General features: G+C 66.6%; 21 protein-coding genes. 6 read left to right on the top strand and 15 right to left on the bottom strand.

The window, feature by feature from the left end; translation table 11 throughout:
• Window positions 1-14: 14 nt before the first annotated feature.
• Genes L1080_RS37275 through L1080_RS37265 form a run of 3 tightly spaced genes read right to left on the bottom strand, consistent with a single transcriptional unit; the run spans window position 15 to window position 2,948 of the window.
• Entirely contained in the window at window positions 15-1,217 is a 1,203-nt protein-coding gene (locus L1080_RS37275) for an NAD(P)/FAD-dependent oxidoreductase (RefSeq protein ID WP_250775945.1), read from the bottom strand.
• Window positions 1,214-2,602, bottom strand: a complete 1,389-nt coding sequence (locus tag L1080_RS37270) for a cytochrome P450 (RefSeq protein WP_250775942.1) — start codon at window positions 2,600-2,602, stop codon at window positions 1,214-1,216. Before L1080_RS37270 ends, L1080_RS37275 begins: the two co-directional genes overlap by 4 nt.
• 25 nt (window positions 2,603-2,627) lie before the next feature.
• Complete coding sequence (locus L1080_RS37265) at window positions 2,628-2,948, bottom strand: 2Fe-2S iron-sulfur cluster-binding protein (protein ID WP_005560908.1); 321 nt, start codon at window positions 2,946-2,948, stop codon at window positions 2,628-2,630.
• 128 nt (window positions 2,949-3,076) lie between these two features.
• On the opposite strand from L1080_RS37265, the gene L1080_RS37260 reads away from it, so the two are divergent.
• Both L1080_RS37260 and L1080_RS37255 read left to right on the top strand, forming a co-directional pair.
• Window positions 3,077-4,078 carry an AraC family transcriptional regulator gene (locus L1080_RS37260; RefSeq protein ID WP_250775939.1) on the top strand — a complete coding sequence of 334 codons (1,002 nt, stop codon included), beginning with the start codon at window positions 3,077-3,079 and terminating at the stop codon, window positions 4,076-4,078.
• A 126-nt stretch (window positions 4,079-4,204) separates the two neighbouring features.
• Window positions 4,205-4,492 carry a hypothetical protein gene (locus tag L1080_RS37255; RefSeq protein WP_250775936.1) on the top strand — a complete coding sequence of 96 codons (288 nt, stop codon included), beginning with the start codon at window positions 4,205-4,207 and terminating at the stop codon, window positions 4,490-4,492.
• 29 nt (window positions 4,493-4,521) lie between these two features.
• On the opposite strand, the gene L1080_RS37250 is transcribed toward L1080_RS37255, so the two are convergent.
• From L1080_RS37250 to L1080_RS37240, 3 genes are all read right to left on the bottom strand, one after another.
• Entirely contained in the window at window positions 4,522-4,704 is a 183-nt protein-coding gene (locus tag L1080_RS37250; RefSeq protein WP_308202195.1) for an IS3 family transposase, read from the bottom strand.
• Window positions 4,705-4,872: 168 nt separating this feature from the next.
• A complete protein-coding gene (locus L1080_RS37245) occupies window positions 4,873-4,995 on the bottom strand; it encodes a hypothetical protein (protein ID WP_284708704.1) in 123 nt (40 codons plus the stop codon).
• A gap of 39 nt (window positions 4,996-5,034) precedes the next feature.
• Entirely contained in the window at window positions 5,035-5,175 is a 141-nt protein-coding gene (locus L1080_RS37240; RefSeq protein ID WP_250775931.1) for a hypothetical protein, read from the bottom strand.
• 128 nt (window positions 5,176-5,303) lie between these two features.
• Here L1080_RS37240 and L1080_RS37235 point away from each other — a divergent pair, with 128 nt between their 5' ends.
• The 4 genes from L1080_RS37235 to L1080_RS37220 all read left to right on the top strand — a co-directional run bounded on the left by L1080_RS37235 (window position 5,304) and on the right by L1080_RS37220 (window position 9,034).
• Window positions 5,304-6,887 (top strand): MFS transporter, encoded by a 1,584-nt coding sequence (locus L1080_RS37235; protein WP_250775929.1) that lies wholly within the window; start codon window positions 5,304-5,306, stop codon window positions 6,885-6,887.
• A gap of 12 nt (window positions 6,888-6,899) precedes the next feature.
• Window positions 6,900-7,349 carry a universal stress protein gene (locus L1080_RS37230; protein ID WP_250775927.1) on the top strand — a complete coding sequence of 150 codons (450 nt, stop codon included), beginning with the start codon at window positions 6,900-6,902 and terminating at the stop codon, window positions 7,347-7,349.
• 21 nt (window positions 7,350-7,370) lie between these two features.
• Complete coding sequence (locus L1080_RS37225) at window positions 7,371-7,979, top strand: PaaI family thioesterase (RefSeq protein ID WP_250775925.1); 609 nt, start codon at window positions 7,371-7,373, stop codon at window positions 7,977-7,979.
• Between the two features lie 551 nt (window positions 7,980-8,530).
• Window positions 8,531-9,034, top strand: a complete 504-nt coding sequence (locus tag L1080_RS37220; RefSeq protein WP_459032654.1) for a hypothetical protein — start codon at window positions 8,531-8,533, stop codon at window positions 9,032-9,034.
• A 103-nt stretch (window positions 9,035-9,137) separates the two neighbouring features.
• Here L1080_RS37220 and L1080_RS37215 read toward each other — a convergent pair whose 3' ends face one another.
• The 9 genes from L1080_RS37215 to L1080_RS37175 form a co-directional block, all read right to left on the bottom strand.
• Complete coding sequence (locus L1080_RS37215; RefSeq protein ID WP_250775985.1) at window positions 9,138-17,969, bottom strand: DUF3072 domain-containing protein; 8,832 nt, start codon at window positions 17,967-17,969, stop codon at window positions 9,138-9,140.
• Between the two features lie 14 nt (window positions 17,970-17,983).
• Entirely contained in the window at window positions 17,984-18,610 is a 627-nt protein-coding gene (locus tag L1080_RS37210) for a hypothetical protein (RefSeq protein WP_250775920.1), read from the bottom strand.
• Between the two features lie 403 nt (window positions 18,611-19,013).
• Entirely contained in the window at window positions 19,014-19,352 is a 339-nt protein-coding gene (locus L1080_RS37205) for a hypothetical protein (RefSeq protein ID WP_250775917.1), read from the bottom strand.
• Between the two features lie 102 nt (window positions 19,353-19,454).
• A complete protein-coding gene (locus L1080_RS37200; protein ID WP_374435288.1) occupies window positions 19,455-19,751 on the bottom strand; it encodes a WhiB family transcriptional regulator in 297 nt (98 codons plus the stop codon).
• 214 nt (window positions 19,752-19,965) lie between these two features.
• Entirely contained in the window at window positions 19,966-20,382 is a 417-nt protein-coding gene (locus L1080_RS37195) for a hypothetical protein (RefSeq protein WP_250775914.1), read from the bottom strand.
• A gap of 23 nt (window positions 20,383-20,405) precedes the next feature.
• Window positions 20,406-20,597 (bottom strand): hypothetical protein, encoded by a 192-nt coding sequence (locus L1080_RS37190; RefSeq protein WP_250775912.1) that lies wholly within the window; start codon window positions 20,595-20,597, stop codon window positions 20,406-20,408.
• On the bottom strand, window positions 20,594-21,148 hold the full coding sequence (locus L1080_RS37185; RefSeq protein WP_250775910.1) for a DnaB-like helicase N-terminal domain-containing protein: 555 nt from the start codon (window positions 21,146-21,148) through the stop codon (window positions 20,594-20,596). Before L1080_RS37185 ends, L1080_RS37190 begins: the two co-directional genes overlap by 4 nt.
• A gap of 53 nt (window positions 21,149-21,201) precedes the next feature.
• Window positions 21,202-21,429 carry a glutaredoxin-like protein NrdH gene (gene nrdH, locus L1080_RS37180; RefSeq protein ID WP_250775907.1) on the bottom strand — a complete coding sequence of 76 codons (228 nt, stop codon included), beginning with the start codon at window positions 21,427-21,429 and terminating at the stop codon, window positions 21,202-21,204.
• Window positions 21,430-22,345: 916 nt separating this feature from the next.
• Window positions 22,346-22,777, bottom strand: coding sequence for a hypothetical protein (locus L1080_RS37175; RefSeq protein WP_250775904.1), 432 nt, complete (start codon window positions 22,775-22,777; stop codon window positions 22,346-22,348).
• Window positions 22,778-22,857: the final 80 nt, after the last annotated feature.

Genomic DNA, 22,857 nt, shown 5'->3' with positions numbered 1-22,857 from the left:
AAGGACCCGTCATCTCAGGCCGAGCCGGCGAGCACCAATTCGGCCCGGTCAATGGGGAGTTGCTGCGTGATGACCCGCTTGCTGAACATGAAGTCGCGGGGGCGTTTGATGCAGTCGGCGGCAATGAGCTCGCCGGCACGGAGGTAGAAGCAGGTGAAGTCGCGGTCCCGGGTGGGGTCGCCGCGGAGGACGACTTCGTCGTACCCGGTGTTGAGACCGGCGATCTGGAGCTTGAGATCGTATTGATCTGACCAGAACCATGGAAGCGCCGCTATCTTCTTGGACTTCCCGCAGACGGTCGCGGCGGCGACCTTGGCCTGCTCGCCCGCGCTCGGCACGGACTCCAGGCGTATGCGACGGCCGTAACGGGCCATGTCGTGACTGGCGCAGTCCCCGGCGGCGACGATGTCGGGGTCGCTGGTCCGGGTCTGGTCGTCGATCACGACGCCGTTGTCGACGACCAGACCGGCGGCGGCGGCGAGCTCGGTGTTCGGCTCAACGCCGATGCCGACAATGACGAGGTCGGCGGGAATTGATTCGCCACTGGCCAGGATCACTTCGCGGACCCTGCCGTCGCCGGACAGAGCCTCGACCCGCGCGCCCGTCCGGATGTTCACGCCCTCCTCCCGGTGGATCCGGTCGAAGAACGCCGATACCTCCGGGGCGGTGACCCGCTCGAGGACGCGCCCGGTCGCCTCGAGCACGGTGACTTCCAGGTCCAGTGCCCGCAGCGAGGCGGCCGTCTCCAGTCCGATGTAGCCGCCCCCGACGATCACCACCCGCCGCCCGGGGGTGGCGGACGTGCGGATCATCTCGACGTCTGCGGCGGTCCGAAGGTAATGGACCCCGGCGAGCTCGGCCCCAGGAACTCGGAGCTGACGAGGGCGGGCTCCCGTGCACAGCGCGAGCTTGTCGTATGTCAGTGTTTCGCCGGTGCTCAGAACGATGTGCCCAGCCGAGCGGTCGATCGCCTCCACGTGCGCGTCCAGAAGCTGGATTCGCTGCTTGGAGTAGAAGTCCGCACTGCGGATGGTGATCTCGTCGAGTACACGTTTGCCGGCCAGGTAGGCCTTCGACAACGGGGGGCGTTGATACGGAGCCGCCGACTCGTCGCCGATAAGGACGATCTCACCGCTCCACCCTTCCTGGCGCAGACTCGCTGCGAGCTGGGCTCCGGCATGGCTGGCACCGATGATGAGGGCTCGCTGCGATGTCATGTGCCGGATTTCGGAGTGAGGCGCACCATCATCTTGCTGATACCCCTCACGAAGTTGGACTGCACGTACTCGGGTTCGCCGACGACCTCGATGTTCTCGAAGCGGGGGAGCAACTCCTCCCAGAGAATTCGCAGCTGCATCTCGGCCAGTCGGTTGCCCATACAGCGGTGTACGCCGAACCCGAAGGCGATGTGGTTGCGGGCGTTGGCCCGGTCGATGATGAAGTCATCGGGTCGCTCGAACACACGCTCGTCGCGGTTGCCCGAGGCGTACCACATCACTACCTTGTCGCCCTTGCGGATGAACTGCCCGTTCAGCACGGTGTCGGCCTTGGCGATCCGGCGCATGTAGGCCAACGGTGTTTGCCACCGGATGATCTCCGAGACCATATTGGGGATCAGGTCAGGGTTCGCCTTCAGCTTCTCGAACTGGTCAGGGAACCGGTTCAACGCGAGAACACCGCCGCTCATCGAGTTCCGCGTCGTGTCGTTGCCTCCGACGATCAGCAACACAAGGTTGCCCAGGAACTCCATCGGTCGGTCGATCAGATCCTTGGTGTCTTCGTTGCTCTGCAACAGGGTGATCAAGTCGAAGCCGGGTTCCTCCCCGGCAGCTGTCCGGGCCGCCTTGTCATGCCAGAGAGCGCTGAGACCTCGCGCCATGTCGCGCATGCCGCGGAACACCTCGTCATTGTCCGAGGGACCGCCGTTGGCTTGCTCCATCGAGGATGCGAGATCAGACCAGTAAGCGAGCTTGCGACGCTGCTCGTACGGAAAGTCCAGGAGGGTCGCAAGCATCCGAGCGGTCAACTCGACCGAGACGCTCTGGACCCAGTCGAACGGCTGATCCACGGGCAGGTTGTCCAGCACCTCCTGGACGCGCGATCGAATCAGACCCTCCATCTCACGCAGGTTCTTCGGCGCGACCACGCCTTGGACAGCGGACCGCTGCGCGTCGTGGCGTGGCGGATCCATCGCGATGAACATCTCGATATCAAGAAAACGAGGCGGGACCCCGATGACGATCAACGGCTCGGCGGAGAAGACCTCATGGTTCTTGTCGACGGCCACGATGTCGGCATGCCTCGTGACGGACCAGAACGGACCGAACGGACTGTTGGGCTGATAGTGGACCGGAGCCTCGTTGCGCACGCGCTCGAAGTACGACTGCCAGCGCCCCTGTCGATAGAGAAAAGGGTTACTGAGGTCGATGTCGGCGAGTTCGACGTCCTCCACCGGCGGGATGGGGCTCTCGACAAAGAGCCTCTCTCCATTCGTTCCGGTCACCCATCGCCGGGTCTTGTCGTACAGCTGTGCGCCCTGGATCTGCCGCTCCATCGGGATAGTCGACTGAACCTTGGCGGCGATTGCCTCAGAAATCTTCATCGCGTCTTATCCGTCTCTCTCGTCGTCACATCTGAAACTCAGGCATTCGGACGATCAAGCCGTCCCACGCCTGGGAGACCGGCATCTGGCAGGACAGTCGAGAGGTCGGCTGACGCTCAGGGTTCATCGCGAGCATCTCCTCCTCATCGGCGCCGGAGAGGCCCACCTCCTCGGACCACTGCGGATCGACGATCACATGGCAGGTGCCGCACGCGGCCTCGCCTCCGCAGTCGCCGTCGATGCCGGGCACCGCGTTGTTGGTCGCGACCTGCATCAGCGACTGACCTTCCTCGAAAGGCGCCTCGTGCTTCTCGCCGTCGTGGGAGACAAAGGTGACAACTGCCATAGCCAACTCCTGATACGTTGTCCTCGGCTTGGGAACTTGGTCAAAGTGTTGTCGAGGATGAGCGCGGCGGCTATGTTCGGCGGAGTCAGAAACTTGTGAATTCGGCTCAAAGGGATCATGGTGAGCCAATGATCCTCAATGACGAGGGTGTGCCCCCGCTTCTGTTCGTGCAACTGCTCGAGCGCCAAGCGCTCGACCCAGACGCCCTCGCGCGGCTTCGCAACATCATGTCTCGCGAAGGAACCGACGAGGCGACGCTGATCCAGCATGACGTCCAGGCCCCGATACGGTGGTTTCGGGAGGTCTACCCCGAACTCGACGTCGACCAGGCAACCCTGCTCGGCTTCGCGTTCGCTGAACAGGCCCAGTTGACGTCCTTCGGCCCGTTGAGTTTTCCGCTGGTCAGCGCAGGCTCGGTAGCCGAGATCGTGGAGCTGCTCACCTATCTGCCGTTGATCTCGACAGCCCTCAGTCCACAGTTCCATCCAAGTGAGCACGGCCTCACCGTCGGGTTCACCGCACACACAAGCGATCCGGCCCTGGACTGCCTGGTCGTCACCTACTGCGGGTCGGCGCTACTGCGACTGCTTGACATGCTCGCCGGCGACATGCCGACCGTCACACTCCACCTGAGTTGGCCAGCGCCGCCCCTCCTGACCAATCATGAGGACGTACTAGCCGGGCGCCTGTTCTTCGACGCTCCGATGTCGTTCCTCCATGTTCCCGCGGACACGCTCAACGAGGTTTGCCGGTTCTCCGATCCCCTCACGTACCGACTCGCCATCGGCGATCTGCAGCGAACTCTCGACCAGCGGGGCAGAACCACGTCGTTCTCGGAGAAGGTGAGACGGCTGCTGGAGAAGGATCCCGGACAGGGAAGTAGCCACTGGGTCGCACACGAGCTGTCGATATCCACCAGCACACTCAAGCGGCGCCTCTCCGAAGAGGGGACCACCTTCCGCGAGTTGCGCCAGTCATTCCTGCGCGAGCGCGCGATGCTGCGGCTACTCGACCGATCAATGTCGGTGAGTGAGGTCGCCACGGAGCTCGGATACAGCGACCTCACCAACTTCTCACACGCCTTCAAGCGATGGACCGGCCGCTCTCCGAACGAGTTCCGGCACCCATAACCCTGAGCCGTCCCGTCTCCGACGGGTTGAAGGGGCTGCCGGATGTGCTAGAGACGTGTGGGTCCGTCCCCAGTGCGTGAGACCAGTGGCACAGGTCCAGGGGACCGACCAAGGTTTCGGTCCGACATGGTCTTCCCGAGTCTCGGGGTCACCACGACGGCGCGACCAGTGGTGGAATCCGCATCGACCTGGGCACTTTGCAGCCAGGCCGAGTGGGCTAGGGCCTGCGGCATGGGCATGTACTCGGGCATGATCACCATTCTCGGAAAGGGACAACTCCGCATGACAACCCACATTCTCCGGATCGAAGGCAGGCACTGCGGCAGTTACGCACTGCTCATCGACGACACCCTCGAGGACCTGCACAACATGGCCAACACGCACACTTCGATGAAGAAGGGCCGCAGCGCCTGAGATTCCCACGCTTCTCCGGAGACTTTCCATCAGGCTCCGACGAGCTCGGGTTCGATGATATCTGCCTCCTGTCCGTCTGGTCGGTCGTAGTAGGCGCGTTCGTATTCGTCGGATGACAGTCCGCGCAGGCCGGCCTGAATCCTGCGCGGGTTGTACCAACCATCGATGTAGCGGAACAACGCCGCCTCCGCCTCGGCTCTGGTGTCGAATATTATTGCGGGCCAGTAGATAAGCTCGATCTGGGGTGTCGACCGCAGGTTGTCGGCGAGCGCATTGTCGAAGCTGTCCCCGATGCCTCCGGTAGACGGGGCGATGCCCGCGTCGACGAGCCGCTGGGTGAACCGAACCGCCGTAAATTGACGGCCCTTGTCTGTGGAAAATCAACTCCCCGCCCGGACATCGCGGGAGAACAGGGCACAGTCGAGCGCCGAGAGCACCAGGTCGGTGTCCGCCCGCGGGCCGGATCGCCAGCCGACCACCTTGTTCGAGAACGCATCGCGCACACTCGCCAACCACAACGCCCCCTCCCGTGAGGATCCGCGTCAGGTCGGCCACCCACTTGGTGTTGGGCGCGGTCGCCCGGCCGCGTCGAGCAACCGGTTGCGTGAGCGTGCCAGCCGCGGATCGGCCTGCTCGGCGGCCGCGGTGAGTGGGTCGGTCGCTGCGGGGTCGGGGTCGGTCATGGCCGCGCTTTCCTCCGATTCGTGTCGTTCAGCCCTGGGTGTATGTGTGGACTCTATCCCACGCCCCGACCACTATGATACGAATGGTCTCGTACCGAGACCGTTGGTCTTTAAGTCGGGAGGTGGCGGTGAACACACCCGGGACGGACACTGTCGAGATCGCCCGGTGGACCAGGGCCCAGTGGTGGATGCTGACGGTGTCGTGCCTGGCGGTGGCGCTGGTGGTCGCGGCCATGGCGGCGTTGTATTCGGCGTTGCCGCAGATCGCGGTCGCGACCGGGGCTACGCAAGCCCAGCTGACCTGGATCGTCGACGGCTACACGCTGGTGCTGGCTTGTCTGGTGCTGCCCGCCGGAGCCATCGGTGACCGCTACGGGCGCCGCGCGGTGCTGGTGGCGGGGCTGGCGGTGTTCGCCGCCGCCTCAGCGCTGCCGCTGCTGCTGGCCGACCCGGTGTGGCTGATCGCGGCGCGCGCGCTGGCCGGGGCGGGCGCGGCGCTGGTGATGCCCTCGACGCTGTCGATCCTGACCGCGGGGTTCGCCCCTGCTCATCGCGGCCGGGCGGTGGGGGTGTGGGCCGGGGTCGCCGGGTCCGGGGCGGTGCTGGGCATCCTCGGTACCGGGGTGTTGCTCGAGCGGTGGTCGTGGCTGTCGGTGTTCGTCGGGTTGACCGTGGCCGGGGTGGTGCTGGCGGGGTTGGCGTGCACCATCGCCGAGTCCCGCCAGCGTGAGCATCCGCCGGTGGACTGGGTCGGTGCCGCGGCGGTGGCCGTCGCGGTCGCGGCGATCGTGTTCGCCGTGATCGAGGTCCCCGCGCACGGCTGGGCCGACCCGCTCGTCGCCGCCACCGCCGGGGTCGGTCTGCTCGCGACGGTGGTGTTCGTGGTCGTCGAGCTGCGCTCCTCGGCACCGCTGCTGGACGTGCGGTTGTTCACCCACCGCGGTTTCGGTGCCGGCTCGCTGTCGGTGACCATCCAGTTCCTGGTCACCTTCGGAGTGTTCCTGCTGCTGGTGCAGTACCTGCAGCTGATCCTCGGCTACGGGCCACTGGCCTCGGCACTGGCGTTGGCGCCGATGGTGGTGCCGCTGATCGTGATCTCGGTGATCGCGCCGTGGCTGTCGAGCCTGGTCGGATTGCGGGCGATGACCGTCACCGGCCTGCTCACCATCGCCGCCGGACTGGTGCTGGTGAGCCGGTTCACCGTCGCCGCGCACTACCCCGACCTGCTGTGGCCGCTACTGATCACGAGCGCGGGCCTGGGATTGTGCACCGCCCCGGCGACCTACGCCATCGTCGCCGACACCCCCGAGGCCAAACACGGGGTCGCCGCCGCGGTCAACGACGCCGCCCGCGAGATCGGCGCCGCGATCGGGATCGCCGTGGCCGGCAGCGTGCTCGCCGCCGGCTACACCCACCACATCCAGCCCGCCCTGCCCCGGCTGCCCGAGCCCGCCCGCGGCCCGGTCGCCGATTCCCTGGCCGCCGCCCTACAGGTCGCCGACCAGGCCGGACCGGCGGCCCAGCCGCTGGCCGAGTTCGCCAAGGCCGCGTTCGTGCACGGCAGCAGCCAGGCCGCGCTCGCGCTGGCCGCCCTCACAGCCGCCGGGGCGATCGTGCTGGCGGTCCTCGCTCCCGGCCCCACCACCCGCCGCTCCCGCACACCACGCCCGCACACGTCCACCCCGTCCCGCTCGAACACCCCCTTCTCGTGAAAGAGGCCCGTCATGACGGCCTACCGCACGATCATCGTCGACACCGACGGATCCGACCGCTCCTACCGCGTGGTCGACCACGCCGCCGAACTGGCCCACACCACTCACGCCCAACTACTGATCATCAGCGCCCGCCACGACATCGACGAACGCGCGGTCGGCACCGACCTCGACCGGCTCGGACCCGACGCCTACCTGCTGCGCGGCACCGCCCCCACCGACGCCATCTTGCGCACCGCCCACCAGCACGCCCTCGCCCACGGCGCCACCGACATCGAAACCCACATTTTGCCCGAACCCCTCCTGCCCGCACTGCTGCACCTGGCCGCCACCGCCGCCGCCGACCTCATCGTCACCGGCAACCCCCACCCGTCATCACTGCTGGCCCGGCTGCTGTCCATCCCACCGATCGAGCTTGCCCGCAAAATCCCCTGCGACATCCTCATCGCCGCCACCCGGTAGACAAACCCACAGAAAGCACTCATGACCGAGGACACACCCCGCACCGGCACACACGAGCCCGGATCCGAACCCTGCGAGGCCGAGGACTCGATCCCCACCTTCCCCGTGGTCGCGTCCGAATCCGCCGACCTGCCGCCTCACCACGACCACTGCCTCGGCTGCGGACCGGCCAACCCCCACGGCCACCAGCTGCGCGTCCGACGCGACGCACACGGCGTCCACGCCCACCACCGTTTCGACGCCCGCCACGTCGGCGCCCCAACGATCGCCCACGGCGGTGCGGTCGCCACCGTCCTCGACGACCTGTTCGGATTCCTGCTCTACACCGTGGGAGAACTCGCCGTCACCCGCCACCTCGCCATCGACTACCTCGCCCCGGTCCTGCTCGACACCCCCTACACCCTCCGCGCCCACATCCACGCCCGCGACGGCCGCAAACTGCACCTGCGAGCCACCATCGAAAACGACCACGCCCACGTGGTCACCACCGCCACCGCCGTGTTCCTCATCGTCGACATCGACCACTTCCTGACCCCACGACACACCACCCCCCACACCGATAACGCCCCGGCGGCGACCACGCCCACTGCACACGAAGACCAACAACGCCCGCATATGGACAGACCCTGACGTGTTCCGCAAGCCGATCGCTGACGGGCGGCATCCTGCATCATCGGGAGATGACTTCACGGGGCGTTGTCCGGTTCTGGAGGAGAGAAGGGGGGTGGGGCGCGGCAGATCCGGCCTGAGACTCGCCAACTTGTGGTGTCGGTCGTCGCCCCTATGCTCGGTTCGATACGCGAGATTCCGGGCTCGTCTCTTGCGACCTTGGCAGACAGGACACGGAAATGCCTGACACGGGCTCAAGCTACGTTCACCCGAAGTGTTACGCGAACACGAGAGGCGGCTGCTCGACCACTATCTCGGGCGAGCACTACATATCTCACGCGCTGATCCGCCTCTACACATTCGACGACCCCGGCGTCCGGATCCAACCGAATTACCGGATTCCCGTCGGCATCCAGCCAAGGAGATTCGTCGCTAATGTGCTCTGCACGGCGCACAACAATGGACTCAGCGATGCGGACGGAGCAGCGCTCGCCTTCGCGACCTTCCTGCGCAGCATCGCTCTCCGGTACATGAACGGAGCTGGCACCTGGGGTGAGCCGGACGAGTTCGAGGTGTCAGGAGACGACTTCCAGCGATGGGTGCTCAAACTACTGATCACTCATGCCGCCGCGGACGTGTTCACTGAGAGCAACGGCGAGCGCGTAACGACTGTCGTCTCCGATGAGGCGATCGACCTGTTGCTCGATCGCGCGGGCTGGCCCAGCGCATGGGGGCTCGGTGTGACAGGCGATCTCTCAAACGCACATCTGTCGTTCGATCCGTTCACCCGGATCGAGACGGTTACGAGCGACTGGTGGTCGGCCGCACCACTCATCAAACACGATCCGAGATTGCTGTTCGGCGGGGTCGTCGACCTGGCGGGTGTCAGCTTCACGCTCTGCCTGTTCAACCAGTCCGAAGCACTGCTGCACGATGACGAAATCAATCCACTTCACAGAGTCACGCAGCGCCCGAGTTCGCTTTCCTGGGTGCTGAACGGAGTACCGAAGACGATACGGTTCCGCTGGTCAGATCCATGGGAGCATGTTCCGGTCACCTTCACGATGCGACGTTAAGTTGGAGGGCATCCGGCCCACCCCTTCTCCGAAGAGCCTGACCTCGCCTGCCAGAACTGCGGGCTGTCGGCCAACCAGTTGTGGCTGACCGCGCCCGCCATCGCTACCGTTCTTGACCTGTGTCGCGGCCGCGTTCGGCTCGCAGGCCGGGTGGGAGCCGTTCGATCGTGGTGGTGTTCGTGGCGGTGGCCGCGGTTGCGTGGGTGGGGTAGTCGGACTGGACCAGCCGCATGACTTCTGCCAGCTCCGTGTCGGTCACCGTTTCGGCGGCGGCCGAAGGCTGGGCGCCGTTGGCGTGCGTCTCGGTCAGCGCGGCGTGGTCTCGTTCCCAAACCGCTACCGGTGGGATGGCGGCTTCTGTGAGTGCGGTTCCGACTGCTTTCTCGGCGGCGGAGATCGCGGCGTCCCGGGTGGGGAAGGTGCCGCTGTCGAGGATTTCCCGATCGTTGTGGGCGGACCAGTACCAGTCGCGGCCGGTCCACTTCACCACGGCGCCGGGATCGCCGGTGTCGCGGTCGAATCCGGCGGTGAGCTCGGAGCCGATCTCGTCACCGTGCTGCCACCGTGGGGGTTGCGGGTTCTCCGCCATTTGGGCTTTGCGTTCGGCATGCTTCTGGGCGGCCGCGACCATCCGGGCCGGGGTGGCCGCCCGCAACTGGTCCTGGGTCATGCGCTGGTTGTCGGCGTGGCCGCGGGTGGGGTTGAGGTCGCGGGTCCAGCCGCGGTACATGCCGGCGGCCGCCAATCGTTCCTTGGTCGCCGCCTTTTCGGCGAGCGCTTCGGGGGAGTTCTCCCGGGCGGCGAGGTCGGCCCGCATCTCGTTGTAGGTGTGTGTGAGGCGGGTGATCTCCTCGGTCTTGGCGAACGGGACCCCCAGCTTGTCGGCGAGCTGCTCGGTCTGGGCGGCCATGTAGTCGCGGTCCTTGACGTTCAGGTCCATCGCGGCGGGCAGGTCGGCGGCCATGTTGGTCAGCCGGGTCACCATCCCGGATCCGCCTTCGGCGCTGGCGAGGGCGAGGTCGACGACCTCGGCATCGACGGTGCGGACGATGCCACCGGTGAGCCGGAATGCGTATCCGCCGACAGGGAGCCGGCCCATCGAGATTTCGGCGCCGGCGATCTCGGCCACCAGGTGCTGGCCGTCGGGTTGGCGTTCGAGGTCACCGGCGATGTGCGCCAGCCGGGTTTGCACCGCCTTGCGTACCTCCGCCGGTTCGGCGAACGAGACGGCGCGGCCGCCCACGGTGAGGGTCCGCTGTTTGCGGGGCAGTTCATTCCAGGTGGTGAGGGCGTCTGCGACCTCGCGGCCTTCCTCGATCTGCTTGGTCAGGATCGGCAACCGGGTGCGGTTGTCGTGCAGCTGCCACTTGATTCGCTCTTGATCGGAGCGGTGGGCGCGGGCTTCGGCATTGAGCTTGCGGAGTTGCGTTTCGAGTTCGACGACCTCGACGTAGCGGGGATCGCCGGTCGCGGCGGCCTTGGTCGCGGCCATCGAGGAGGTCATGTCGTCGCCGCCGATGTCTTCGGCCTCGGAGAAGTCGAGCACTCCGCGGCGGAGTTGCTCGATGTACGCGGATTTCTTCTCCACGGTCTGCCATTTGGTGGTGTCGTAGGAGCGTTCCCCGACGATGTTGATGATCTCGACTGTTTTGTTCTGGTTGCCTTGCCGGATGATCCGGCCCTCGCGTTGTTCGAGGTCCGCGGGCCGCCAGGGGCAGTCGACGTGGAAGAGCGCGGTCGCGCGTTTCTGCACGTTCATGCCGGTGCCCATCGTCTCGGACGAGCCGATGAGCACCTTCACCTCACCGCGTCGGCAGGCGGCGAACAACTCCCGCTTGTCCTTCGGTTTGGGGTAGTCCTGGATGAACTGGACCGCCCCGGGGGACATGCCGCGGGCGACGAGGTCGGCGCGGATGATGTCGTAGAGGGTGTCGTCGCGGCCGGGCTTGGGGGTGCCGCGGTCGAGGAACACGATCTGCAGACCGCCGGTGCGCGGTTCCGGGTTGCCGGCGTCGTCGTAGTAGACGGTGTCGGCGGTGCGTTGCTCGATCTCCCAGAGCTTGTTCACCAGCAGGTCGACCCGGCCTTCGCCCGCGGGGGGTGCGTCGAGGCCGCCGAGGCGGGGGTCGAGGGTGACGTTGGCGCCGTCGCTGCCGATTTTGAGGGGGTTGTCGATGTGCGCGGTCTTGCCGGTGTACATCTGCATCCGCTCGTCCAGGTCGATCATGAAGTCGCGGACCTGTTGCGGCATTTCGAAGGTCAGGTTCTGGCGGGCGCCACCGGCGATCTCGGGAAGGGTGGCGGGGACCTGTTCGCGGACGACGATGTCGGTGAACTGGGCGTTCATTGACATCAGGGCGGGTAGGTTGACGAACTTGCCGATCCTCGACACCGATCGCAGTTCGGTGCCGGTGATGTTCATTTCGACCGATTGGCGCATCGCGGCGAAGTTCGCCGCCCAGGCGTCGATGTTCTCCATGCCGCCGGCCTCGAGCAGGTCCGGGCGCAGGTACTTCGTCATCACCCACAGTTCGGACATGCTGTTGGCGACCGGGGTGCCGGTGGCGAAGGTGACCACTTTCTCCGGAACGGGTTTGCGGCCCTCGACGGCGGCGCGTTGGCGGTATTTGCGCCGCAGGTAGGACAGTTTCATGTCCAGGTCGGTGGCCCGGCTCGATCCTTCCCGCAGCGCCAGGTCGGCGTTGTTGGACTGGCGCGAGAGGTTCTTCCACATGTGCGCTTCGTCGAGAAACAGGTAGTCGCAGCCGGTTTGCTCGAAGGAGAAGCCGACGTCCTTGGAGTCGGCGTTGATTTTCTTCTCGAGCTTTTCCTGCCACCGCTTCTTGGCCTTCTCGATCTCCTTGATCGTGTTCTGCCCGGTGGCGGTTTCGCGGGCTTCCTCGAGCCGGGTTATTTCGTCGGCGATGTAGGCGGCCTGGGTGTCGACCGAGCACTGCATCTTGGTGAAGGCGGGTTCCGGGACGATCACCAGATCCCAGTCCTGCGAGGCTGATTGCGCCATGAACAGTTGCCGGTCGGCGCGGGACTTGAAGTCGTCACCGACCAGCACCCGGGCACCGGGGTAGGCGTCGGCCACCTCACGGGACCACTGGTCGACCAGGTGGTTCGGGACCACCACCCAGGGCTGTTTGATCTGACCGAGGCGGCGCATCTCCATCGCGCACATCGTGATCGACCAGGTCTTGCCGGTGCCGACGGTGTGATCGAGCAGCACCGCCGGTTCGTTGATCTGCCGCACCGCGACCGCCGCCTGGTGCGGGTGGGGTGTGATCCGCAGCCCGGGGAAGGTGCGGCCCTGCCCGTTGTAGGAGGGGTCGACGAAGGAGTTGAACCGGTCGTTGAACGCCCGGGTCAGCTTGGCGGTGCGGGCCGGGTCGGCGAACAACCATTCCCCGAACGCCGTTTCGAGCATCTCGGCCCGCTGTTGCAGTTCCTCGGTGAGCTCTTCGTGGAACCGCGGCTTGGGGGAGTGTTCGAGTTCGGCTTCGGTCTTGAAGACCCGGATGGGCTGGTTGTTGGCGATCTTCTCGAGCAATGACAATCCGTCGACGCCGCGCCTGTCCCCGGCCGTTTCGTACGGCAGCCCGTAGGGGTCGGTGTACTGGTCTCCGGCGATCGTGAAGTCCCAGGACGCGGTGATGGGGGAGTACTCGACCGCGATGCGGGTGTCCGGGTGCACCGAGAACGATTCCCGGATGAACTGCTCGTACAGCGGGACCGGTACCCAGTTCGCACCGGGGCGAACGGTGATGTTGGTCGGATCCAGATCCGTCGGGATCACCTGCCGCAGTGCGCCAACCGCTCCGGCGTAGAGCTGCGGGTTCTGCCGTGCGGCGGCTTCGGTGGCCGCCAACTTCTGCCGCACGTTTCCGGACAGGAACCTGGGGGCCGGGATCAGCTCGGTCGGGTCTTCCGGGTCGGGGAAGACCAGCCCGTCGAGCTGGGTTCGTGCGGTCTCGGGGTCGATGCCCACCAGCCCGGCGATCCGGTCCAGGTCGACCTGCCCGGTCTCGTCCAGGCTGACCGCCAGCGCTTCGGCGATGTCCTGGGCGGACTGCGCCCGTTGCGGGGCGGTGATGACGTCCTCGGTGAAGATCTTCGACTTACGCGCCTGCTGGGTGTCCTCGTCGAAGAGTTCGATGCTGCGGACCAGCTGGATCGCCGGGTCGTAGCGGATGGCGCCCTCGAGGTGCCGCATCTTCTTCCACGCCGGGTTCGGCTCCGATGCCTCCGCCAGCAGCCGGGCGGCGACGTCCTCGGGAAGACCGCCGGTGACCGGGCCGGTCTCGTCGCCGTTGTTGGCCCGCCACTTCTTCTCCAGGTCGGTGAAGCGTTTGTCGATCACCTTCTGGTTGGGCGGAGCGGGGGTGACCCAGGTGAACCTGTTCAGCGGCCCGTACTTCCGCGTGTACGCGTCGTACTGGCGGTTCAGTTGGGTGCGCAGCCGGTTCTTGATGTCGGCGTCGCCGCCGGTGCGTTGGGCGTCGATGAGGTCGGTGACGGTGCCGGCCATGGTGAGCATCGATTTCCACTGGGCGGTGCGGGCTTTGTCGATCCGCGAGGGCACCGGCGCCCACCGCCCGCCGAGGGAGAGCTGCTCGAACAGGTCGATCTCGTCGTTGTAGCGAACCGATCCCGGCACCTCGGTGATCGCCGCTTCTTCCGCGGTGACCAGCCCGGCCCGATCGAGCATCGGATCGGCGGCCGGCTCTTCCGCGTCCTGCCCGAGTCCCGTGTTCTTCGCGGTGTCGACGATGGCGGTCAGCCGGTCACGGACCTGGGTGGCCAACGGTAGGGACGGGTCGGCGGTCACCTTCAAGGTGGCCGCCGAGTACATGCCCGACCCGACCCCGAGTTCGCCGAGCACGTTCTCCGGGTGGGCCAGGAAGTAGTCGTTGACCTGGATCTCACCGCCTGGCAGTTCAGCTTTCGAGGTGGTGATCCACTGCTCGGTCTGCGCTGACGGGACGCGGCCGGCCTCGCGGCGGCGGAAGATCAGCAGGTCGGTGACGACATCGGTACCGGCCTGCCGGTCGAATGCCTTGGTCGGCAACCGCAGGGCGCCGACCAGGTCGCCGAGTTCGGCGATTTCCTCGCGGGCCTTGGTCCGCTGGGCGTCGGAGGTGAAGGCGCTGGTGATGACTGCGACGTAGCCGCCGGTTTCGGTGAGGGCGAGGGACTTGCGGATGAAGTGGTTGTGGATGGTCAACCCGGACGGGTTGTGCAGGGGGTCGCTGACCGCGAAGTTGCCGAAGGGGACGTTGCCGATCACCGCGGTGAAGGCGCCCTCGTCCGGGGAGAACTTCTCGAATCCCTGACCCCGGACCTGGTGCTGCGGGTAGAGGTGGTGCGCGATCCGGGCGGTCATCGGGTCCAGCTCCACCCCGACCATCCGGGTGCCGCGCGGGGCGTGACCCATGAAGTTGCCGGCCCCGCAGCCCGGTTCGAGGACCCGGCCGCCGGTGAACCCGGCTCTGCCCAGCGCGGACCACATCTCGGCCGCGATCGCCGGGTCGGTGTAGTGGGCGTTGAGGGTGGAGGCGCGGGCGGCGGCGATCTCCGGCGGTGTCAGCACCGCGGCAAGGTCGGTGCGCAGCTCGTCCCACTCGGGTTTGCGCTTGTCGAAAATGTCCCCGGCCGCACCCCACCCGGACCAGGCGGCGAGGATCCGCTGTTCTGCCGGCGTCGCTGCCCGGTTATCGTCGCCGAGCTGGTGCACCAGGCGGATCGCGTCGATGTTGGCCCGGGCCCGGGCCTTCGCCCCGGATGGTGCCAGCACCTCGGACCCGAGGACGAAGTTTGTTGCCGTCACCTCCGGCCGGTCCGCCGCCGGCGGTGCAACCTCGACCTCGACCTCGGCCTCGGCCTCGTTCTTGGTGGAGGGGGAGCGGGAGGGGTTCTGACGGTCGCGTTCTGGGGTGTCGTGCTCCCCGGTGATGCTCGCGACGGCCGCGGCCGGCTCGATGTGCTGCCCGGTGCGGGCGGTGGTGATCGCCTCGGCGAGGGTTGCCGTGATGACCGGTTCGGCGTCGCCGCGGCTGACCTGCCAGTCCGTGGTGCGCCACCGGTAATTGACCTGGGTTCGGTCCTGGCCGGGTGCGCCGACGAGGTATTCCGAGGCCCGCAGGGCCTCGAGGTCGGCCGGTCCGGTCGCCGCGGCGAACAGGTCGTCGGGTTCACGGGCGCTGGTGTGCAGGGTGTCGAACACCTGGCTGGCGATGTCCAAGCGCAGCAGCTCCGAGGTGTCGAGTCCGTGGGCACGGCAGGCTGCCGCCAGGTTGCGGTGCTCGCGCTCGAACTCGGTGAGCACGCGCCCGCGTAGCTCTCGGGATGCCTGGGAGGTCAGGAATCCGGTGCGGTTCAGACTCGGGTGCAGCGATGTTGCGGCCGCGGCGAATACCTCGTCCTGGCGCAGTGCCTGCCCGGTGATCTCGGCGAACCGGCCGCGGGCCTGTTCGGCTGTAAGGCCTTCCCGGATCGGGCCCGAACTGGTGCCGGGAGTACCGACCGTGGCGCGGCGCACCGCGGGCAGGTGGTGCCCGCCCCACAGCTCCCTGCTTTCGCCGCCGTCGGTGGTGACCTCCCACACCGGGGTGCCGGTGTGCAGGGTGAACCGGTGCACCTGGGTGCGGGGACGGTTGGTCTTGACGAACGTGTGGGCATCGCGGGCGAGCCAGTCGGTGGCCTTGTCGCGGTAGGTGTCCTCGAGTGCGGCCAGCAGCGGGCCGCGAACCTCGGCGGTGAGCCACTGGTGACCGCCGTGGTCATCGATGACGGCGGCGAGGTCCGGGCGGTCGGGAAGGCGGTCGGTGAGGTCGGTTGCGGCGGCCTCGAGGACGACGCTGGTGCGTTTGGTGACCAGGGTGCTCGCCGCCAGGGCAACCACCAGCGGGTCCTGCCGTAGCTCGCCGAGAGCCCAGTCCCGCCACTTCTCGACGTCGGCGGCGCGGTCGTCGATGCTGCCGGCCGCCTGCCAGGCGCGCAGGCTGGCGTCCGGGATCAGCGCCCGGGCGTCGTCGGCGGACCGTTCGGCCTCGGCCACGACGGCGGCGTCGGCGCCGTCGAGCATCAGTGCGATGTGCACCCGCTGGGCGTCGAGCCAGGTGTGGATCTTTCCCCGGTCCGGGATCTCGTCACCGGACTCCACCTCGGGCACCGCGGCGGCCGTGACGTCGGCCGTGACCTCGGCCGTATCGACGGTCGGTGCGGTCTCCGGTGTGGGCGCGGCCAGCTCGGGGGAGGTTCTGACCGCTTCGTGGACCGTGTCGAGGGTGGTGGCGATGTTGTCGTGCAGCCAGTGCGCCGCCGCCTGATATTGCGGGTCGCCGGAGTCGACGGAGAGCAGCCAGTCGCTGACGGTGTGGTTGAGCAGCCGGTGGCGGCCGACGCTGAGGTGATCCTCGGGTCGTCGCCGCAGCACCTGCAAGCGGGGGTGGGTGACCATCTCGGCTTGGAGGTCTGCGAGGACCTCGTTCTCGCGTTCGCGTGCCCATTCGGTCCGGGCGCCGTTCCAGCCGCGGTTCCAGTCGGTGAAGATCTGCTCGGTGCGTGGATCACCGACGGGGACGCCGTCGAGCGCGGCGCGCACTCGCGGGTCGGCCGCCGCAATGGGGGCGCCGCCACCGGGGCCATGTTCGGTCCAGGCGTCGCGGCCGACCTGCCGCCAGTCCACCGGGTCGGTGCGGTGGCTGTTGGCGTGCACCCGGGTCAAGGTGTCCTGAACCAGTTGCTGCCGCTCGGTTTCGGTTTCGGGGCCGGCGGTGGTGACGGCGGTGTCGAGTGCCTGCTGCACCGGCGGAGCGGCAGTGAACTGCTCGGCCGGGCCGGTGGCGGCGTCGGCGACGGCGGGGTCGGATTCGAGGGCGGTGACCGCGGCGTCGGCTACCGTGCGGTCGCGATGGTGCTGCGCCCAGATGCGGGCGGGCAGCTGTGCGGCGGCCGCTTGCCAGTGCGCCGGGTCGTCGAGGGCGGCGCGGGCGACGGCCGCGGTCTGTGGGTCCTCGCTCACCGCCTGCTCGACCAGGCCGGCCTGCACCTCGTCATGGGCGCGGCGCATGGCCCAGGACGTGAACTGCTCAAAGGTGTTCGCCGGCGATCCGGCGGCCAGGTTGAGATCCTCGTCCGCCATCACCTGCCCGGTGATCTCGTCGAGCAACGCCGCGGTGTCGTCGGCGGGGGCGGTGGGTTCGCGCTGGGCGGTGAACTCGGCGACCAGCTCCCGCAGCGGCCGTCGCCCCGGGGCGGTTTCTGTGTCCGGTGCCGGGGTGGGCGTTTGCGGGGGTCGGTGCTCTCGATCCGCCTTCTGTGCTGCGAGTTGGTCGCGGATCAGTGCGGAGCGCTCACGTGCCTGCCCCGGCGACAGTGGCGGTCCGGTGTGCTCGGCGCGCTCGTCCCGCGCCCGTTGCGTTTCCGCTTCGGCCAGGATGCGGGCGATCTCCGGATCGGAGGCGTCGGCCACCTTCCCGGACCGGGTGCGCAGCATCTTGATCTGCTCGTCGGCGCGGCCGATCGTCAGGTCGTCGGGCAGCCGCACCGGCAACCCACGCTGACGACGCAGGGTGCGCAGATACGACTGCTGACGGTCGGTGGCGGGCCGGTCCCGCCAGGTTCGGCGCGGCGGCCGTACTCGGCTGACCGCGGCAACGTCCACCCCGTCGACGTCGTAACCGGCATCGGTGCACACCTGCCGGGCCCGCTCGGCCGCGTCGCGGGCCTCGTGGGCATCAGCCGAGACCCTCTCGACCCGGGCCGCCATCCGGTCCGCGGTCGTACTCAGGTCCTCGATCAGTTCCGGATCGGTTCCCAGCAACGCGGTTTCGGCAGCCTGGACCTGGATCTGCTGTGCACCGCGGATCAGAGTGGACAGCTTGCTCTCGACCTCGTCGAGATGTCGGGCGGCCTGCGCATAGGCCACCAACTCCGGTGGAGCTACACCACTCGATTCCCCGCGGCCTTCGATGCCTTGATCTGCTCGTCGATCATCTGCGCCAACTCGTCGGCCAGCGGATCCGCCGCCGTCAGCGGCGTCTTCACGTTGTCCTCCATCCGTTGCGCGATCAGTGATTCCGCGTACGTTCGAAACGTCATCGCCTCGCTCGGCCACACCCTGCGGACCACCTGCCGGGCCAGGTCCGGCACCTCGACCATCCCCGTCCGCCATCGGTCGGGGTCGCGGGCCTGACGCCTCGCCGCGATCTCCGCCTCGATCCGTTCCTCGATCTTCAGCTCCCGGGCGATCTGCTCCTCGCTGATCTCCGGCACCTGCGAGTACAGCTCCTCGGTCAGCACTGCCTCCCGGCTGTTGTGCTCGGCCTGGGCGATCAGCTGATGGGTCGTCATCACGTCCGGATCCTGCCCCGGATGCTCGGCCTTCCAGTTCCGCATCAGATACCCCTGGCCGCCCCCGACTCGCTGCAACACCAGCTCCGAGAGCCGCGCTGCCTCCTCGTCGAACTGCGCCGCCAGCTCTGTCTCCGTCGCTGCCGGGTCCACGCCCAGGTGCTCCCGCCAGATTCGCTCCACTTCCGCGCGAATCGTCGGATCGAACTCCGCCATCGTCATGTCCTTCCTGAGTGAATTGTTCGCCGGTCTCGCGCATCTCGCTCATCGGCGACCTCCGCGCAAGACGCGTGCGTAGCACGCGCTTTGGGGGTCGCCCACAGACGCCATGAGGCGAAACAGATGGGAGGGGTGTGCGGTGATCGTCCTGCGGGCCATACGGACCTTCCCTGCGTGCGGTGCATCGACCGCCGCGGGGCATGACTGACCACGGCGGCAATGCTCACGTCACGCTCAGGCGCCGTCCCGCGCTCAGCGTACGAGCGATTGTCGCTTCGATAACTCAAGATCATCATTCATCCCACCCCGATCGCGCCACTCGAGTGTGGCGCCCGACACACGAAAGTCTTGGTTCGGTGCTCGGTGAGACTGTTACCGTGCCGGGCCGCTGCCGTTGCCGCTACGCAGAGAAGGCGTCGTCGGGGTGGTAACTGATCGAGTTGCGGCTGGTATTCGGGGTGGGGAACGGTTGCCCGACCATCGGATGCCCCTCGATCACATCGCCTTCGACGGCTCGGCGATCGCCATGCTTGGACACCGCGGTCACCCGGGCCACGGCGCGCACGATCCAGTCCGGATCGACCACGACCGCAAGGTCCTGCTCCAGGGCCCGACCCTCTTTCAGCTTCCACACTCCCCGTGAGCGGTTCCAGCATTCGGCCGCGTCTAATCCAGGCCGGTATCCGACCTGAGTCCGGCCGAGGGGATCCCCAGGGCCGAGCGGTTCCTCGTCGCCCATCCGGAACACGATCACAGGCCAGCCCCTTCCGCATACTTGGTACTGGGACCAAGTATGGACGACCGTGGGAGGACTCAGCCCATCCCCGCCGCCGAGGGCCTGTCATCGCAGCAGCGCTTTCACGCGTTGGCGGCGCTTTGCCGTGCGGATCGCTTCCATGTTCACCCCGCCCCAGACGCCCCACTGTTCGCCGGCGGCCAATGCCTCGGATAAGCACTGGCGCCAGACCGGGCAACCCGCACATACCGACTGTGCGGCGCGGAGATCCTCGCGTCGGCTCGTTCCGTCGCCTTTGACCGGAAAGAACAGATCTGGGTGTACCTGCGTGCATACCGCGATGTCTCGCCATGACGCCCCTGTGTCCGATGCGCTTCGATCTTCCACCGCCCTCACCTCCATACTTTGTACTAGTTAAAAGTATGAACCATGCAGGGCTGTGTCAACCCCGCATGCTGTTTGCGACGTCTCTATTTGGTGGTTAGATTCTGGTTCCGGTTCGGTAACTGACCCGCACGAGACCTCAAACGCGGGAGAGTCCCCGGCCATGGGCCTGGGACTCTCCTCATACGGATTTCCGCCTATCCGTATTTCCGCATTTCCGTTCCTGCGGTTCTCATGTGCGGCTCGGACGGTCGCGGGTGTCATCCTCGACGACGGTTGCGGCAAGCCGACGGAGATCGGGGCCGTCTTGCCAGAGGTCCCCGGGTTGCTCATCGTGCAGGCCTCCACCGTTGTGCAGCATCAGCGTGGTGATCACGACGCCGGCGAGGACAACGCCGCCTGCGATCAAACCGGCAAGCCACGGGGGGCCGGGACTGATGGTGGAGTCGATCCCGTAGAGGCCATCCCAAATGAGTGACACGAGCACGCTGAAGATCGCCGCGATCGCGAGTTGGATGAGCACGGTGTTGCGCATGAGCCGGGTCATAGTTTCGCCGCTGTTGTACGCGGAGGCCGGCATCAGTTCGGCTGCCGTTGATGCCTCCTTCGGCGGGCCTGCCGCCAGCCAGTGTGCAGGATGGGCCGACATAGGCTTCGGCTTCGTCGCCCGCATCAGAACAAGGCGCCCTGGTTCTCTCCCGCCGCTGCGTCGGTGCGCTGCCGGTAGGCGGAGGCGAATGCGCGGGCCGCGGACTCGGTGCAGCCGATCTCCCGGCCGACCTGCGTCCAGCTGAGCCCAGCTTCGTGGAGGTTCCACGCGTCACGTTCGTCGTCGGTGTGTATGCCGTTGGCGTAGATGGTCACTGGCCTTCTCCTCTGAGATGGTTGAGACGGTTGGTGGCGGCTCGCTGTTGGCGGCCGAGGGCGACCATGTGCCCGAAGAGCTGGTCTTCGGGCAGCTGCTCGGCGGCTTGAGCGAGGGACTGGGCGGCGGCGCGGAAGCTGCGCCGGTATGCCTGGCTGACGACGGTGCGGGTGTAGTGGTCGACGGCGATGTGATCGGCTCCGCGGGTGGTGATGTTTGCCAGGTAGCGGGACCGTTCGGAGCCGTGGTGGCCGGCGAGGTTTCCGGTGCGTTCGAGTTCGGCGGCGACCATCGTGGTGTCGTGGGGTTTTCCGGCGCGCACGAGTCGGGCAATAACGGTGAACAGTTCGCGGTGGATGGGTCGTTCGAAATCTTCGGCCTCGAGGGCGGAGACAGCTCGGGCCGCAGCCTCGCTTGGCGCCCACAAGAGAGCGCACAGGCAGAGGGCCTCGACGTCGGTATGAGTGTTGGTGTCGATGTCGCCGACCTGAATCTGGTCGGTGTCGATGGCGGTGTCATCCGGGACGAGCGCGAGGGCGGCGGCGGTCATTGAGCGGTCCTTTCGGGGTGGCATGTTCGGCGGCCCGGGTCGGTGGGTGGGATTCAGGCAGCCGCGAGGGCTTTGATGCGGTCAGGACGGAAACCGCCCCAATGCTGGTCACCGGCAATGACGACCGGGGCCTGGCTGTAGCCGAGCGCCCGAAGAGCGTTCACGGCGTGAGGGTCGCCCTCCAGATCGATCACGGAGTACTCGATCCCCTCTTTATCGAGGGCCCGGTAGGTGGCATTGCATTGCACACACGAGCTTTTGCTGTACAGCTGAACCGACATTTTCAATCCTCCCCGTTTACACTGCTTCTACAATTCTTATTGTAGTCGAAATTGGAGATATTTCTACATATCCCGGATAGTTTTCGAGCAATTTAGAGCCTTTCTTTCGTCCGCCTCTAGTTCGCCACGACACTTCGCCACCGTGGCGATTACCTGCACTTTCATCTAATTGACTCGCGGTTTAGCGCATGGGGGGACGGCGACGTATTTCGCCCCAGGAGAAGCAACTTCCCGGAATTCAATTTGCCTCAGGAGCGGTATATACCTGTTCGAATTATCGAATCCCAAGAATTAGAACAGGCAATTCAAACCTCTTTAGAAATGGCGTGAGAATAGAATCGGCCGCACTCGGCGCGGGGCCACACCCATGCCCGATGTTCGGAAATCCTCCTAGTTCCGTCCGGTGCGAGATTCTCATCGGTCGCACCGGACAGGTGTCTAGCTATCCGCGGGTACACCCTCGGCACTCCCAGCGGCCACGCACCTTCGTGCAGGTCCGGCGTTCCTCGCACAACCAGCACCACCTCTGAGCCCGCTTGAGCTCGTCAGTGCTGGCACTGGAGGTCCGGCTCGTCCTGTTCTGCTCCGAGATGCCAGCAGAGTGCGCGGGATCGAGCTGCGGTGAAACGCACGGTGCTGCGGATCGGGCTTGCAGCATGTGGCCAAACGCATCCAGGCATCCGGTGCACACTTCACCGGATTCGATGACTGGGGTTTCGCAGGTGGGGATGGCGCATGGAGTGAAGAGGTCGAGCTGGGCGAGTTGGTGTCTCGGCTCGGTCATGGTGGTTGCTCTGCCTTGTCCTTGGTGCGGGCACACCGGGCAGATAGCTGCTGCCCGGTGTGCCCGTTGGGGGCCGATCTACGTGGTCAGGACGTGTCCGCCATGCACTGCATCAGCGGGCTTGATCCGGTGTCAGACTTCGGCGACCTGGGCGCTGGCCGCGGCGGCGGCGACGTCGATCGTCACCTTCTCCAGCGCGGTGCGTGGCACATTCCAGTACCGGCCGTCGTCGCCGCCCAACTCGGCGATCTTCACCTTGGCACCGTTCGAGAGGACCACGAACAGCGTGGTCGGATCGATATTCCGGGCCTGCTTCACCCGCACCGTGGACCCGGTCGACAAGGGCGCGACCGCGACGATCGGTTTCGCTAACAGTTCCTCGGGCGCGGGCATCAGCACTTCTGGCTGTGCCCTCACCCCGGGGCCGATACCGTCGAGTGGCTTGAGCTCGTAGTTCACCTTCAACTGGCGAACCACCTCGAAAACGCGCCCCCTCATGTCCTTGTTCGCGACCACGGGGTCGATGATGACGCGATCGCCAGGCTGGAAGATGTTCTTCGACATAGTCTTTTGTTCTCCTTCGGTAATGGGTGTTGCGTTTGTTGTTGGTGGTTATGCGGGGATCCAGATCACGCCCTGGTCCC

This window comes from Rhodococcus sp. MSC1_016 (genome assembly GCF_023667485.2).
Taxonomy (GTDB): domain Bacteria; phylum Actinomycetota; class Actinomycetes; order Mycobacteriales; family Mycobacteriaceae; genus Rhodococcus_F; species Rhodococcus_F oxybenzonivorans.
Note: the sequence above shows the minus strand (reverse complement) of the source record. Positions and strands in the feature narration are given on the sequence as shown.

What these genes read in the sequence shown, in the direction of transcription:
- L1080_RS37265 (WP_005560908.1), bottom strand. Translation starts at nt 2,948, where the DNA reads ATGGCAGTTGTCACCTTTGTCTCCCACGACGGCGAGAAGCACGAGGCG.
- L1080_RS37225 (WP_250775925.1), top strand. Translation starts at nt 7,371, where the DNA reads ATGACCGAGGACACACCCCGCACCGGCACACACGAGCCCGGATCCGAA.
- L1080_RS37270 (WP_250775942.1), bottom strand. Translation starts at nt 2,602, where the DNA reads ATGAAGATTTCTGAGGCAATCGCCGCCAAGGTTCAGTCGACTATCCCG.
- L1080_RS37240 (WP_250775931.1), bottom strand. Translation starts at nt 5,175, where the DNA reads ATGACCGACCCCGACCCCGCAGCGACCGACCCACTCACCGCGGCCGCC.
- nrdH (WP_250775907.1), bottom strand. Translation starts at nt 21,429, where the DNA reads ATGTCGGTTCAGCTGTACAGCAAAAGCTCGTGTGTGCAATGCAATGCC.
- L1080_RS37195 (WP_250775914.1), bottom strand. Translation starts at nt 20,382, where the DNA reads ATGTCGGCCCATCCTGCACACTGGCTGGCGGCAGGCCCGCCGAAGGAG.
- L1080_RS37230 (WP_250775927.1), top strand. Translation starts at nt 6,900, where the DNA reads ATGACGGCCTACCGCACGATCATCGTCGACACCGACGGATCCGACCGC.
- L1080_RS37260 (WP_250775939.1), top strand. Translation starts at nt 3,077, where the DNA reads ATGATCCTCAATGACGAGGGTGTGCCCCCGCTTCTGTTCGTGCAACTG.
- L1080_RS37275 (WP_250775945.1), bottom strand. Translation starts at nt 1,217, where the DNA reads ATGACATCGCAGCGAGCCCTCATCATCGGTGCCAGCCATGCCGGAGCC.
- L1080_RS37175 (WP_250775904.1), bottom strand. Translation starts at nt 22,777, where the DNA reads ATGTCGAAGAACATCTTCCAGCCTGGCGATCGCGTCATCATCGACCCC.
- L1080_RS37255 (WP_250775936.1), top strand. Translation starts at nt 4,205, where the DNA reads ATGGTCTTCCCGAGTCTCGGGGTCACCACGACGGCGCGACCAGTGGTG.
- L1080_RS37210 (WP_250775920.1), bottom strand. Translation starts at nt 18,610, where the DNA reads ATGGCGGAGTTCGATCCGACGATTCGCGCGGAAGTGGAGCGAATCTGG.
- L1080_RS37185 (WP_250775910.1), bottom strand. Translation starts at nt 21,148, where the DNA reads ATGACCGCCGCCGCCCTCGCGCTCGTCCCGGATGACACCGCCATCGAC.
- L1080_RS37205 (WP_250775917.1), bottom strand. Translation starts at nt 19,352, where the DNA reads ATGGGCGACGAGGAACCGCTCGGCCCTGGGGATCCCCTCGGCCGGACT.
- L1080_RS37200 (WP_374435288.1), bottom strand. Translation starts at nt 19,751, where the DNA reads ATGGAGGTGAGGGCGGTGGAAGATCGAAGCGCATCGGACACAGGGGCG.